The 13,283-nt window shown below is 36.7% G+C and carries 13 protein-coding genes; 5 read left to right on the forward strand and 8 right to left on the reverse strand.

The features are described 5' to 3' along the window. Positions 1-133 precede the first annotated feature (133 nt). From DD649_RS03965 to DD649_RS03985, 5 genes are all read right to left on the reverse strand, one after another. On the reverse strand, positions 134-1,036 hold the full coding sequence (locus DD649_RS03965) for a manganese-dependent inorganic pyrophosphatase (RefSeq protein WP_294103834.1): 903 nt from the start codon (positions 1,034-1,036) through the stop codon (positions 134-136). 12 nt (positions 1,037-1,048) lie between these two features. Beyond that, a complete protein-coding gene (locus DD649_RS03970) occupies positions 1,049-2,629 on the reverse strand; it encodes an NAD(P)/FAD-dependent oxidoreductase (protein ID WP_294103836.1) in 1,581 nt (526 codons plus the stop codon). A gap of 375 nt (positions 2,630-3,004) precedes the next feature. After that, a complete protein-coding gene (gene gap, locus DD649_RS03975) occupies positions 3,005-4,015 on the reverse strand; it encodes a type I glyceraldehyde-3-phosphate dehydrogenase (protein WP_294103838.1) in 1,011 nt (336 codons plus the stop codon). An 80-nt stretch (positions 4,016-4,095) separates the two neighbouring features. Next, positions 4,096-5,073, reverse strand: a complete 978-nt coding sequence (locus DD649_RS03980; protein WP_294103840.1) for a helix-turn-helix domain-containing protein — start codon at positions 5,071-5,073, stop codon at positions 4,096-4,098. A 641-nt stretch (positions 5,074-5,714) separates the two neighbouring features. After that, complete coding sequence (locus tag DD649_RS03985; RefSeq protein WP_294103842.1) at positions 5,715-6,635, reverse strand: zinc-binding dehydrogenase; 921 nt, start codon at positions 6,633-6,635, stop codon at positions 5,715-5,717. A 91-nt stretch (positions 6,636-6,726) separates the two neighbouring features. On the opposite strand from DD649_RS03985, the gene DD649_RS03990 reads away from it, so the two are divergent. The 5 genes from DD649_RS03990 (at position 6,727) to DD649_RS04010 (ending at position 10,104) form a co-directional block, all read left to right on the forward strand. Continuing rightward, positions 6,727-7,110 carry a helix-turn-helix domain-containing protein gene (locus DD649_RS03990; RefSeq protein ID WP_294103844.1) on the forward strand — a complete coding sequence of 128 codons (384 nt, stop codon included), beginning with the start codon at positions 6,727-6,729 and terminating at the stop codon, positions 7,108-7,110. A gap of 170 nt (positions 7,111-7,280) precedes the next feature. Next, a complete protein-coding gene (gene bla, locus DD649_RS03995) occupies positions 7,281-8,135 on the forward strand; it encodes a class A beta-lactamase (protein WP_294103846.1) in 855 nt (284 codons plus the stop codon). Between the two features lie 499 nt (positions 8,136-8,634). Further along, complete coding sequence (gene ydfG, locus DD649_RS04000; RefSeq protein ID WP_294103847.1) at positions 8,635-9,384, forward strand: bifunctional NADP-dependent 3-hydroxy acid dehydrogenase/3-hydroxypropionate dehydrogenase YdfG; 750 nt, start codon at positions 8,635-8,637, stop codon at positions 9,382-9,384. An 81-nt stretch (positions 9,385-9,465) separates the two neighbouring features. Beyond that, a complete protein-coding gene (locus DD649_RS04005; protein WP_294103848.1) occupies positions 9,466-9,831 on the forward strand; it encodes a DUF1283 family protein in 366 nt (121 codons plus the stop codon). 39 nt (positions 9,832-9,870) lie between these two features. Further along, positions 9,871-10,104 (forward strand): DUF1161 domain-containing protein, encoded by a 234-nt coding sequence (locus tag DD649_RS04010; RefSeq protein WP_294103849.1) that lies wholly within the window; start codon positions 9,871-9,873, stop codon positions 10,102-10,104. 59 nt (positions 10,105-10,163) lie between these two features. Here the strand turns inward: DD649_RS04010 and bioD are convergent, their stop codons facing one another. The 3 genes from bioD to DD649_RS04025 form a co-directional block, all read right to left on the reverse strand. Next, positions 10,164-10,841, reverse strand: a complete 678-nt coding sequence (gene bioD / locus DD649_RS04015; protein ID WP_294103850.1) for a dethiobiotin synthase — start codon at positions 10,839-10,841, stop codon at positions 10,164-10,166. Between the two features lie 139 nt (positions 10,842-10,980). Continuing rightward, positions 10,981-12,189: an ROK family protein gene (locus DD649_RS04020; protein WP_294103851.1), complete on the reverse strand. Its 1,209-nt coding sequence runs from the start codon at positions 12,187-12,189 to the stop codon at positions 10,981-10,983. A gap of 91 nt (positions 12,190-12,280) precedes the next feature. Then, the gene (locus DD649_RS04025) at positions 12,281-13,192 is read right to left on the reverse strand and encodes a LysR family transcriptional regulator (RefSeq protein WP_336429174.1); all 912 of its coding nucleotides are present in this window, start codon (positions 13,190-13,192) and stop codon (positions 12,281-12,283) included. Positions 13,193-13,283: the final 91 nt, after the last annotated feature.

Genomic DNA, 13,283 nt, shown 5'->3' on the forward strand with positions numbered 1-13,283 from the left:
ATGGATTATTGATTAATTTCACGCCGATATTTTTAACCATTCGGGGTCAATATCTGGGCTACCCGCTGAATCAACAGCGGGATTAATATTTTTTCAAGAATATCAGTATCTAAAAACGTCACTTTTGCTCTAATTAGTCCGAAGACGTTAAAATAGTCCTCGTAAGCCAAGGCAATATATCTTTTTTCCTACTAATGAATCCAAGTAGGGAAACACTACTGAAGTGGAATTGATTGTCTTGTGAAAAATATAATGTTGAGTTTTGCTTAAAAATATCCGTGACTACCAATACGGCAATATCAAAGTTGCCTGTTTGATTTTGTTTGGCTAATTGAGCTAGAACCTCAGGAAGAATAGCTTCAATTGCAGACATTGAGGTGAGCTCAATTTGGGAAATCAGAACTGAAAAACCGCTGATTTGATAGCGTTTAGCATCTTTCATAAGAAGATAATCAGCCGATAATCCATGAATATCAGTTTTAGCGGCAAGCAAACCTTGAACAAATTCATCATAGTTTAGTTGGCAAATAGCAGACAGAGATTTTACCGCAGCGATATCATGGCCAGTAGTTGTCGATGATGTAAGGTTGACGGTATCACTCAGTATCGCGCCTAACATCAAAGTAGCTTGAGACGCGGAAATAGGCTGTTGGTTTTCGAGAGTAAGTATTTGCCAGATGATTGTGGCACAACAACCAACCGAACGTATCCAAACGTCTGGTGGATTTTGTGTCATTACGGTTCCTAGCCGGTGATGATCAATAATACCAATGATATTACTGAAAGCTAAAGAGGGAGGTCCTTGTTCTGCATCGGTAAAATCAACGAGCCAAACTGTTTTTTCATTCAGTGCTATATTGAGAAGTTCGGGTTGAACTACATTAGCTTGCTGTAAAATAAAAGCGGTTTCCGGCGTGATTTCACCTAGACGAAATGGCGTTGCTAGCTTTCCTTGGCTGTTTAACCAATCAGCTGTAACAATTGCACTACAAATACTGTCACTATCGGGATTTTGATGACCGAAAACGTAAATCATATAAGGACCTAATTAGTGGTTTTTTAAAATATGTTTAGCGACAAGGTAACCTGATATTGCATTTAACCCAGCACCAGGCCATGTTGCTGCGCCGATCACCCATAAATTTTTAATCGGTGTCTTATAACGGGAATATCCGGGAAAAGGTCTAAATATATAATTTTGATTAATATGATGGCTTCCAGAAACACTATCACCATTGACAAGATTTCTGTTATTTCGCATTAGATCTTCAGGTGAAAGAACTGAATAATCTAAAATTTGTTGTTTAATATTAGGGGCATATAATGAGATTTTATCAATAACACGTTCAGCGTATTGTTGTTTCATAGAATCCCAATTACTAATTTGAATCTCATTTAAAGCATCACTGTTTGGTGCGTATGGCAATGCTCTCACCTGAACCCAAAGCGTTTCTTTACCTTCTGGCGCTCGAGTTTTATCATGTCGGCTTTGTTGACCCACGACAAGCATTGGATTATGAGGCAATATTCCATTCTGAGCTTGATTAAATGTAGTCGCTATATCCTCAGTATAAGGTCCGATATGTACATATCCAAAATTAGAAAAATCCTCTCCAGCATTCCATTCTAAATGGCCATCTAAAGCAAAGTGCAGCATCATCGTGCCAGCACCATACCGATATTTTTTTGCTTTTTGTATATATTCACCGGGCAAATGCTCTTCTTTTATCAACGTATTGACTATTTGTGTTGGCGCTATATTGCCTATAACCGCTTTTTTAGCCCCGAATGATTGCCCATCTTCTGTTTTTACTCCAATTGCTTTACCTTTTTCGACGATAATTTCAGTAACATTCTGACCCGTTAATATTGAACCATCATTATTTTCAATAATTTTGGCTATACTTTTTATCAAGTTACCCACGCCACCTTTACTGATGGATAATCCATGTAAATGGTCACTCATACCTTCGACAAAAGAGAAAGTAGCTCCTCCTGAAATATCGGGACCATAATCTAAGTGAAATGCCCATGGAATAAATAATGCGCGGACTTTGGGATGAGAAAACCAGTCTTCTGAAAATTCACGAGTAGATTTGAGTAGTAATTGAATTAGACTAAGTGAGTCGGATAGGCCAAGATGCCGAATCATTGACCATAGCTGGCGTGCTGCTTTAAAAGAAGGGAGCTCCATTTGCATCAACGGAGTAAAATGTTCTGATGTTTTTTGAAAATAGTTAAGTAATTTCCAGAAAGCGTCAGCATCATTATTCGAATACTTTCGAAGCATGGCATCTGTTCTATTATAGTCTTGATATACGCCAATACCATCACCATCGGGAAAAACATTGGAATAGGGTTTATCACTGGTGACAATTTCAAATCCGTTGTTATGTAGTTCTTTTTGATATTCTTGATAAAAAGGTGAACCTAAAAACATACCAATATTGGTTGCATAAAGGTCATGATGAAATCCCGGTTGTGTTATTTCAGCGGTACGAGAAGCGCCGCCAATATCATTTTCACTTTCTAAAACAACAACTCTTAGTCCTGCTGTCGCAAGCACTGCGGCAGCCACAAGTCCATTATGTCCACTACCTATGATGACTATATCGTATTCAGTATCCATTTCATTCCCCAGCGATTAGTTTTTGTTATATTTAAGTACCTATAAAGTAATAGATACTGTTTTATTAGAAATGATGTATATAGTGTAGGCCGATATATGTGTTTATCAAATAATTAACATATCAAAATATGTCAGTTATTCAAGGGGCTGAAAACACACTTGAAGCTTACGATATGAGTAAAAGAAGGGCAGTTCAATCCTGCTGTCGCAATGAATATAATTTTAATCGATTTGCTAATTACAGGGCTAGGAAGTAGGGAGGAGCTTTTCAATGCATCAATAATGAAAGAACAAAAGGGCGTGACCTTGTCCATTTATAGAAGGTGAGTATGGACAAGGTTAATGTTGGTTTTGCCGCTTCAGCTGATTAAAAGCTTATAAACCACGTTTTTCCATTAATAAAGCTAAGTCGATCAGGCGGTTCGAAAAACCCCATTCGTTATCGTACCAAGCTAGTATTTTTACCAGTTTCCCGCCAATAACTAATGTAGAGAGACCATCAATAATTGATGATCGAGTATCACCACGATAATCTGCTGATACCAGAGGTTCATCATTATAACCTAAAATGCCTTTTAATTCGCCAGATTCAGCCGCTTTACGAAATGCAGCATTAATTTCTTCTACCGTCGTTTCGCGTTTAAGATTCACAGTTAAGTCTACAATAGATACAACAGGGACTGGAACACGTAAAGAATAACCAGTCATTTTGCCATCTAATTCAGGAATAACTTTACCGATAGCCTTTGCCGCACCACTAGAATAAGGAACAATAGACATTGCTGCGGCGCGTGCTCCTCGTAGGTCTTTTTCAGGCTGGTCGTGCAAAGACTGGCTATTAGTATATGCATGTGTCGTATTCATAAGACCATGTTCAATACCAAACACTTGGTGTAAAACTTGTGCAGCAGGTGCTAAGCCATTAGTTGTGCAACTGCCATTACTGACAACTTTGTGCTTAGTGGCATCATAATATTTATCATTGACACCCATTACGATAGTGATGTCTTCATTTGTTGCCGGAGCAGAAATGATGACTCGCTTTGCACCACCTTTCGTGATATGAAGTTCAGCTTGAGCTTTATTGGTAAAAAAACCAGTAGATTCAATAACAATATCAACACCAACGCTACTCCACGGGATCATTGCAGGGTCTTTTTCTGAAAAAACACTGACTATCTCCCCGTTTACTAATATTTGATTTGTACCTGCTTTAATATCAGCGTTTAACGTACCTGAAAGTGAATCATATTTGAGGAGATGAGCAAGTGTTTTGCTATCGGTAAGATCGTTAATAGCTACAACTTGAAAATCATCGCGGCCTAAGGCGGCTCGAAGAACATTGCGGCCAATTCTGCCAAATCCGTTGATACCAATTTTAACCATGATAGATACTCCTGAATTTATTGAACTGGGGCAATACTAATCCCGAACGGGTTTGGCGTAAATGACAACAAAGAATCAATTTATGCCATATTGCGTGAATGAAAACGTTCACGATATTCCGTTGGCGTCACATGTAGATTGCGCTCAAAAACCCTGCGAAGATTCAGGCTTGTACCAAAACCTGTAATATCCGCAATTTTTTCAATATGATAACTTGTTTGCTCAAGGTACTGTCGGGCTGTAGTTAATCTAATTGCTTCAACATACTTTGCTGGAGTAATCCCCGTTTTTCTAGTGAAGACTCGAGTAAAATTACGAGGGCTCATTGCGATTTTTTCAGCTAAATTTTCAACAGACAAATCATTACTGAGATTATCTGTTATCCACGTTTGAAGGTCTTTGATAGGTCCGCTATCAGCTTGATTTAGTAAGTATCGGCTAAACTGTGCTTGCCCTCCAGGACGATGTAAAAACAGAACGAGATCTTGAGCAACGTCTCTAGCCAGATTAAATCCATAATCAGTTTCAACCAACGCAAGAGTAAGATCTAAACCTGAACTAACGCCACCGGATGTCCAAATCATTTCATCTTGAACATATAAAGGGCCTCGTTCAACCGTTATTGACGGATAATGGGATTGGAGAGTATCAATTAACCGCCAGTGTGTCGTAGCATGGCGGCCGTTGAGTAAACCTGCTTTGGCAAGTAACATTGCACCTCCACAGATTGAAACAATTCGTTCTGTATGTGGAGCCGCCTGTATAAGCCAATTAACGATATTGTTATCTTCCTCTTCACTTTGTCCTCTTCCTGTGACCATTATAGTATCGCGGGGAAGGCTAGGTTCTAGATCACAGAGCCGCTGATCCGCAAGTAAATTAAGCCCAGAAGCACCATTAATTACGTGATATGGTTGCGTAGTCGCAATAGTGACCTGATAAAGTGGGAATTGAATATCTGCTGGGCGCAAATTGTTAGCGTGCATGAGAATATCAGCGATACCCGTTGCTTCAAATAATATTCCACCGTCAGGTATAATAATTAAAAAGTTATGCATAGCGTTAATAGTCTTAATTTATATAATAAGAGACAACTTTAGTTTATTGATGAAACTAAATCATTAAATTTTCCAAATTAATTAAATAGGGCTTTGAAGCGCTAAATCATTGAAAGACATCTCATGAAGTTATTGGTTGTTATTTTTCATTTAGATGCTACAGGTGCCTACCATAGAGAAATGGTGCGCCAGATGGGACAGGGGGAAGAACATGAAATTAAGTCTGTAATCTATATGGATATGAAGTAAGTGTACTATGCACCTAATGCAAGAAACGGGAGGAATATCAGAAATTACTAATACATTGATTTATCGAGGGATGGATCTGGAATATGGAGTTATTTACCGTCACAGTCAATTTAACTTCTACGGAACTCAAGTTTGTTCATGATGATTTTTCTTAAATAATCAGTAAATTACATCTCATGAACTAAAATTTACTTCACGAAATCATCCATTCTAATATCACTTCATGAAGCTTCAACTTTATTAGAGCTAATATTCAAGTTAACTAACTATTTTATCGATTAACTACAATGTCATCAGAGTGTAGAGGCTTGATTGAAAGAGTTAACTTTTTAATATTGTTTACATAATAAGTTCTGCCTTCACGCTTAAATTATGGAGGTGACAGACTGATTTTATTCCACCATAAATACCGCTTTACGTCTAAACTGTCCCTCTTTTATTTTTTGCAAGATTTTTCCTGTTTCTGACCAATTATTCACTTCAATATCTAGATGTAATTTATCATCAGATACGAGTTTTAATAATTCTGAAAGATCAGCTTTATCATCTATATCCGGAAGGTCGTTATACACAAAATGCTTTAAAGTCATGCTTTCATGTCCCCCGAATAAACTGAAAAAATCGAGTTGAGCAGGTTGACCACTTGCTTGACCAAACCAAAGAATAAGACCGTTTCTTTTAAGATTTTTAATTGCTTTAGCAATAATTTCCCCGCCAACAGATTCAAAGACTACATCAAACTGTTTCGATAGGTTATCAAGTGATGACACTATATCCGCACCTAATTCGCGCAAATATGTAGCAGTTGATATATCGCGAGTAAGTACGGTAACGTTCACTCCAGCTTGTATAGCTAACTCAGCTGTTATAGCGCCAACGCCACCAGTTGCGCCTGTAATTAATATATTTTGACCAGATTTTATTTTTGCTTCACGAAGCATTCTTAAAGCCATTAGGCCTGAAAGCGGTAATGCTGCTGCTGTTGATATATCAATATTACTTGGTAATTTAATTACATTATTCACGTTGACGGATGCTAATTCAGCGCCACCACCGCCAATGGGACTATGTGCCATGACTCGAGATCCTATAGGAATGTCTTCAATTATAGAGTTCGATTTAATTACTGTACCAACAAAATCAATGCCTACTGTCCAATCTATTTCAGGCATATTTAGGTAGAGATAATCAGCTCGATTTAGTGAAAAGGCCTCTACTTTAATTAATAGCTGATCATCAGATAAAATAGGGTCTTGTTTTGAGCCAATGGTTAAGAAACTATTGCTAAAATTATTTTTTATTAGTGCGCGCATGATTAATTTCCTTGGGTTACGTTTTCTCGGTTACTATAAGAGACCATGCTATAAATAGGAAGTAGGCACTTTTTTCATACGGAGTTTCTCGATGGAAACCATGAAGATTACAGATACAAACTCTCGTTCACAATTATTGGCTCGTGAGGTAATAGATAGAATTGCAGATAAATGGACATTACTCGTTATTGATGCGTTGGGGAAAAATGAAAAACTTCGTTTTACCCAATTACGTAAGCATATTAATGGTATTAGCCAAAAAATGTTGACACAAACATTACGACGATTAGAGCGAGATGGTCTTATATCTCGTCATGTCTATCCAGTTGTACCACCTAAAGTTGAATATAAATTGACGGAACTAGGGGGGAGCTTATTGGTCACTGTTAAGGCTATTTGTGGCTGGGTCGATCAGAATCTACATAGTATTGAAAGTGCCAGACAAAGGTATGAAAGTAAAAATGAGGAATTATAAATAAAAGTGGGTATTTCTAATGGGGTAAGCTTTATAAACTTAAACATCAATCCTTTATGAACGCTAAGTATAAGTTTTTCTATAAGGAGCTAAAAGTTAAGATCATTTGTTAACTATATAGAAGAAAATATAATCGTGATTCAAATAATCCGTCCACATTAAAGGTTTCTATGAACTTACGATTTAAAATGCTTGCTACACTGGCTTTAAGTATGCCTATTGTAACTTCTGCTTTTGCGCTAAATTTACATGATCAAGTTAAGATATACGAAAAAGAAGGTTGGAAAGTAGGTTTGTCAATTCTATATTCAGATAATAGTTCTATCTCTATAAATGGAAACCAACGTTTTCCTTTAGATAGCACTGTAAAATCTATTGCCTGTGCCAATGTGCTAGCAAAAGTTGATGCCCAAAAGATTTCATTAAATCATTCTATGATAGTGACTGAAGAGAATATTGTGACATATTCACCAGTTGCTAAGAATTATATAAATAAACCATTTACCCTAGAAAAGGCCTGCAAAGCCGCAAATGAATACAGTGATAATACAGCGGCAAATTTTGCTATTTTGTCAGGTGGAGGGCCAGAAGGACTTACCGCATTTATGCGATCGATAGGAGATACGGTAACTCGTTCTGACCGGTATGAACCAGAATTAACTACTAATCCCGTAGATGATTTGCGTGATACAACGACTCCGAATGCGATGAGCCTAAGTATAAAGAATATTTTGACTGGAGAAGTACTCAGTAATGCATCCAAAGATCAATTAAAAGAATGGATGATGAATAACAAAGTCGCTGACAATATGCTTAGAGCATCTCTGCCTAAAGGATGGAAAATTGCAGATAGATCAGGTGCAAGTGATTATGGGATCAGGGGTATAACATCGATGGTCTGGTCAAATGATCATGAACCTGTATTTATCAGCATTTATGTTAGAAAAGGGGATACCTCCTTAGAGGAGCGCTCAGAAGTGATTCGTATCCTAGGTTCGCATATATTTAATGAGTACTTAAAATAATAGGTTGAGACTTCATCTTATTTAGAAAATGTTTTTCTAAAGCTAAGTCAAGACAATGAGCCCAAAGAACATATTGGGGATTTTACGCAGATCCCCAATATAATGGTTATAGCATGAATGTTCAGTAATTCATTTAGTCAATTTAACATAATATGCATTATGCGAACCTAAGTGTGGAATGGCGAAATCTAGTATTCTGGCAGATTAATCATGTTGCTATTTTTAGGCTTTAAAGTCAGATCCTATCCATAAACTGAATGTGTTCTAATCAATATTTAGTAAGCCCACTATTTTCTTCGCACTTAATCGTCACTACATCTTTACTTAATTGGATTTTCTTAACCAACCGTATATTGTCGACTTTCATTTATAAAGTTACACCGGTAACGGATAACCGTAAGTTCAGATTATTTGGTTTTTGTAGTTAAGTCGAGATAGCGTTAGAATGGATTTACTATTGAACTTATGATTGAACAACAATAAAAACCTTGAGGTATTCATGATTATACTAGTGACAGGTGCAACTTCTGGCTTTGGTGAAGCAATCGCACGTAAATTTATACAACATAACTTCACCGTTATTGGCACAGGCCGAAGAACCCAAAGGTTGGATGCTCTACGTAATGAATTAGGTGAGAATTTTTATCCTTTAACTCTTGATGTGCAAGATAGGAAAGCAATCCAAGATGCGGTGGCTAATTTACCGGCTAATCTTAAAAAGATTGATATATTAGTCAATAATGCAGGACTTGCATTAGGTCTAGAGCCTGCATTTAATGCGAACCCTGATGATTGGGAAGTCATGATAGATACCAATTCTAAAGGTTTGGTTAATATGACCTACGAAATTTTGCAAGGAATGGTCGAAAATAATCACGGCCATATTATTAATATTGGTTCAACCGCCGCAACTTGGCCATATAAAGGTGGCAATGTGTACGGTGCAACCAAAGCCTTTGTGAAACAATTTTCTTTAGGCTTACGTGCTGATCTACAAGGTAAAAAAATTCGCGTAACCGACATTGAGCCTGGTTTAGTCGGAGGTACTGAATTCTCAAATGTTCGTTTTAAAGGTGATGATAGTAAAGTAGAAAATATCTATAAAGGTGCAGATGCACTAACGCCAGATGATATTGCAGAAACAGTGTTTTGGGTGGCAACCCTCCCTGCCCGTATGAATGTAAATACATTAGAATTGATGCCCGTATGTCAAACTTTTGCAGGTTTAACTATACATAAAGAGCAATAACTTTCGTACTATTCTATAAAGACGAAACTGGCTACTTTTAGCTATACTATGTTTAACTATCTAGGTCAGTAAGGAATTGATATGAGCTCATCACAAAAGTTTTTAAAAAATAGTTTCGCTGCAATGTGTTTTTGCCTACCGTTACTTTGGGTATCATCGGCGCAAGCAAATACCTCTTGTACTGCGGGTAGCACTTGTGTTTCTGTGGGTAAAGGTGACGATTCGTTAAATAAAGAACAAGCTCGTCAAGAAAAGCAGCAATGGGATGAGACACGAATGCTACGTTCTAAAGTGAATACGCGTACCGAAAAAGAGTTTGATAAAATCGACTCAGCTTTTGATGCAAAAGATAATTGTGAAAAAAGCGTTAACTTGAATGCATATTGGGAGCCTAGTACTAAACGCTGCCTTGATGTAAGCACCGGTCGCCCCCTAGCAAGACCATAATACATTGATTTACAATCTATTCATTAATCGGGAGGTTTCATGTACAAGAAAATTTTAATACCATTATTTTTAATGGTACTTGCACCTGCTTTCGCTCAAGCATCATGTGAAAGCGTAATTGAAGAGATTAAACAGAAAATTATTAATAATGGCGTACCTGCGGATAACTTTAGCTTAGTCGCTGTCCCAAATGATGAGGTCGACCCATCAAAAGGACAAGTGGTAGGTCATTGTCAAAATGATTCTTATAAAATCATTTATACTCGTCATTAATCATTTTTTACTTTTAAAGTACACTAAAGGGCGCTAAGCGCCCTTTTCTATTAGACATACTACTGAGCAGAACGCCTTATGGACTTTTGCAGTTTTTCTGAATCTAGATAATGACCTAAGTCTCTTTCTTCAGGCCTTAATAGATAAGGGATCTCGCCTAATAATGGAGCTTTTATATGTTGCTGTAGTCTCTCAATGATTTGTGCGTAGTGAGCTAAACCCGGGTTAATTCTATTCGCAATCCACCCTGCAATCGGTAAGCCGTCAGCTCTAATAGCATCAGCGGTTAATAGCGCATGATTCACACAGCCATTTTGAATACCAACAACAAGGATCACCCCAACGGTTTCTTCTTTAAGCCAATCTGCATAAAAAGTATTGTCATCTAACAAATAACGCCAACCGCCATTACCTTCAATTACAACAACATCACATTGGTCGTTAAGATGTTCTAACCCATGTTTGATTTTACTAAAATCTATGATGTTTTTATGATTATAATTATCAACAATCCTTACTGGATTAATTTCATCATAAGAAACGAGATTTTTAGATACGCTATGTATGAGTAATGCATCTTTATTCCTGGTTCCTTCTGGAGTATCAATACATTGATCTGCTATTGGCTTATATCCAACAGCTTTAATTCCTTGGTGATTAAGAGCCTGCAATATTGCAAGCGTCGATACTGTCTTCCCGACATCTGTATCTGTCCCGGTAATAAATAGGTTCATCATGGTATTTCTATCCTGAAGTGACAGACTGTGCAGCAAAAGGCTGTAAAAATGATATGGATTCAGTTTATTAGAATGGGAAATTGATAATTTTGCGTTAGCTCAATTTTATGCAAGATAGCGAAAAGTTTATTAATAGATATTAGCCTTGTAATAATTGCAGTAGCAAAGAACCATCATATAATGACTGTTTAATTAATGAGGTTTCACTTTCTTTTATGGAAAATTTAGATTTTTCTATCTGTAAATGTAAATGATACAGAGGAGTTGATTGCTGACTTATATAAGTATATAAGCGAGAAAAAAAGACAGTTGATACAGAATTTAATGGTGAATTGATTAAAATTAACTGAGTTCCAAAGATATTTACCATCATAGCTAAAGGTGTAGCGAGTTGCTCCGCAACTTTGTCTATTAGAAAGAGACATAATTTGTCTTCTTTTAATATTCCATGGCAGATGGATTCTAGTGATATTAAACCATTATTTAATATTGATAATGGAAAATCTGTAAGTAAGGCTTGTGCTTGCTGTATAATCGCAGGCATTGAAACAAGCGCTTCTAAGCAACCAACCCCCCCGCAATAGCATTGCCTATCATTGTTTTTACTTGCTTGAATATGACCAAAAAGAATTGGGCGGTGAGTATTTGTTTCCAAAATTTGGCTATGATTTAATACGGCGACATTAACTATTTTATCTAATTGTAGATAAATGACATTTGCCACTCGGTTCGCAGAGTTTGCAAAATGGTCGGCTAATGCCAAAGCATTTACTGATGAATGCAGATAAACTGGAAGACCTATTTTTTCTGTTAAGTATTCACCAATATGTAAATTATTTATATCAAAATTGGGCAATCGATAAATAATCTTTGAATGAGAGTCTAAAATACCATCAGATAAAATACTAATTGCAGTGACACGCTCTAGATACTGTTGATTGGATTCAAAAAATTGACTAATTAGCGATGAAAGAGATTCACAAAACTCGGTATTGTTTCGCACTTGAAATGGATATTCATTTTCAGCAAGAGTTCTAGCATTTATTTCATTAAGTGCAATGTTAACCTTTTGATTTTCAATTCTAATTGCAAGAAATTGCCAACCTTCACTTTCAACCACTAATCCAATCGCTGGTCTACCACGTAGGCCTAAAACAGGAAATTCAAGTTCCTTTATTAAATGTGCATCTATTAGTTCACGTGTTATTTTGGTAATACTTGCTGGTGCTAACTGAGATTGTTTAGATAGTGAAATACGAGAGATTGGACCATGTTGATCAATGACTTGATACACTATTCCAGTGTTTAGTTGTTTAATTTGGTCAATATGACCGGTTTGATTTAACATGGCTAGCGCCCAAATCCTTTACAAAGCAATTAGTTATTATGCCTTAATATGTGTAATAATGATTTCACATGCACAGTAAGTGTGATCTCGATCACTTCAGAGTACCAACAATATTTGCAAGTAGTAAATTGGTTAATTTTTTAGCGGCGGCAGGTTGAACTCTACGAGTATTGTAAACTAACCACACTTCAGAAACCGTTTTAATATTAGCTAATTTTATATATCGTACACCATCAATTTTCATTCGCGTAAATGATTCCGTAATTATGGAAATTCCCATACCAGCGGAGACTAAACCTAAAATCGTCATGGCTTCCCCTGCCTCTTGAGATATTGTTGGCACCACGCCGGCAGAAGCGAGTAATTGGCTAATTTCATCGTAAAGCGCAGTGCCAACTTCTCTTTCAAAAAAAACTAGCGGATATTTAGCGAGTTGCTTGATATCAATGCCTGTATTTTCAAACTCTAATAGCGGATGTCCTTCGTATACCGCGACCATAAAAGGTTCTTTAAATAATAGTTGATAATCAAGTTGTTCAGGTAATAGCGTATTACGCATAATTCCAATATCAATACGGCCTGTTATCAAGGGTGCTATTTGTTGTTTGGTATTCATCTGATGCATATGAATAGATACATCAGGGTAAGTTTCTCGATATTGACGTAAGCTCATCGTCACTTTGTGCATAAAAGGTGTTGTAGAGGTAAAGCCGATTGAGAGCTCGCCTAATTCTCCTTTCTCCATACGCGCTGCTTTAATTGCAGCGGCATCGACTTGGGATAAAATTTGGTACGCTTCTTTAAGAAACATAGTCCCCGCGGGTGTTAAAGAAACATTTCGATTATTACGTTCAAGTAATTTAGCGTTAATTTTTTCTTCAAGAATTTGAATTTGTTGACTTAATGGTGGCTGAGATATGTGTAAGCGTTCAGCTGCACGGCCAAAATGAAGCTCTTCAGCGACAGCAATAAAATAACGCAAATGTCTTAATTCTATATTCATGCTGTACTCTTATTTAATTGATATTTTAAAAGTATCATTTGTTATTATTAATATATTAGACAAAAGATTGCAAAATTTCTATTCTTTGATC

The organism is Providencia sp. (genome assembly GCF_003533305.1).
Taxonomy (GTDB): Bacteria; Pseudomonadota; Gammaproteobacteria; order Enterobacterales; family Enterobacteriaceae; genus Providencia.

Bases quoted from the DNA above. Each gene is read 5' to 3' on its own strand.
- gap (WP_294103838.1), bottom strand. From the start codon at position 4,015: ATGGTTAAAATTGGTATCAACGGATTTGGCAGAATTGGCCGCAATGTT.
- bla (WP_294103846.1), top strand. From the start codon at position 7,281: ATGAACTTACGATTTAAAATGCTTGCTACACTGGCTTTAAGTATGCCT.
- DD649_RS03965 (WP_294103834.1), bottom strand. From the start codon at position 1,036: ATGATTTACGTTTTCGGTCATCAAAATCCCGATAGTGACAGTATTTGT.
- DD649_RS03980 (WP_294103840.1), bottom strand. From the start codon at position 5,073: ATGCATAACTTTTTAATTATTATACCTGACGGTGGAATATTATTTGAA.
- DD649_RS04005 (WP_294103848.1), top strand. From the start codon at position 9,466: ATGAGCTCATCACAAAAGTTTTTAAAAAATAGTTTCGCTGCAATGTGT.
- DD649_RS04020 (WP_294103851.1), bottom strand. From the start codon at position 12,189: ATGTTAAATCAAACCGGTCATATTGACCAAATTAAACAACTAAACACT.
- DD649_RS03970 (WP_294103836.1), bottom strand. From the start codon at position 2,629: ATGGATACTGAATACGATATAGTCATCATAGGTAGTGGACATAATGGA.
- DD649_RS04025 (WP_336429174.1), bottom strand. From the start codon at position 13,192: ATGAATATAGAATTAAGACATTTGCGTTATTTTATTGCTGTCGCTGAA.
- ydfG (WP_294103847.1), top strand. From the start codon at position 8,635: ATGATTATACTAGTGACAGGTGCAACTTCTGGCTTTGGTGAAGCAATC.
- DD649_RS03990 (WP_294103844.1), top strand. From the start codon at position 6,727: ATGGAAACCATGAAGATTACAGATACAAACTCTCGTTCACAATTATTG.
- DD649_RS03985 (WP_294103842.1), bottom strand. From the start codon at position 6,635: ATGCGCGCACTAATAAAAAATAATTTTAGCAATAGTTTCTTAACCATT.
- bioD (WP_294103850.1), bottom strand. From the start codon at position 10,841: ATGATGAACCTATTTATTACCGGGACAGATACAGATGTCGGGAAGACA.
- DD649_RS04010 (WP_294103849.1), top strand. From the start codon at position 9,871: ATGTACAAGAAAATTTTAATACCATTATTTTTAATGGTACTTGCACCT.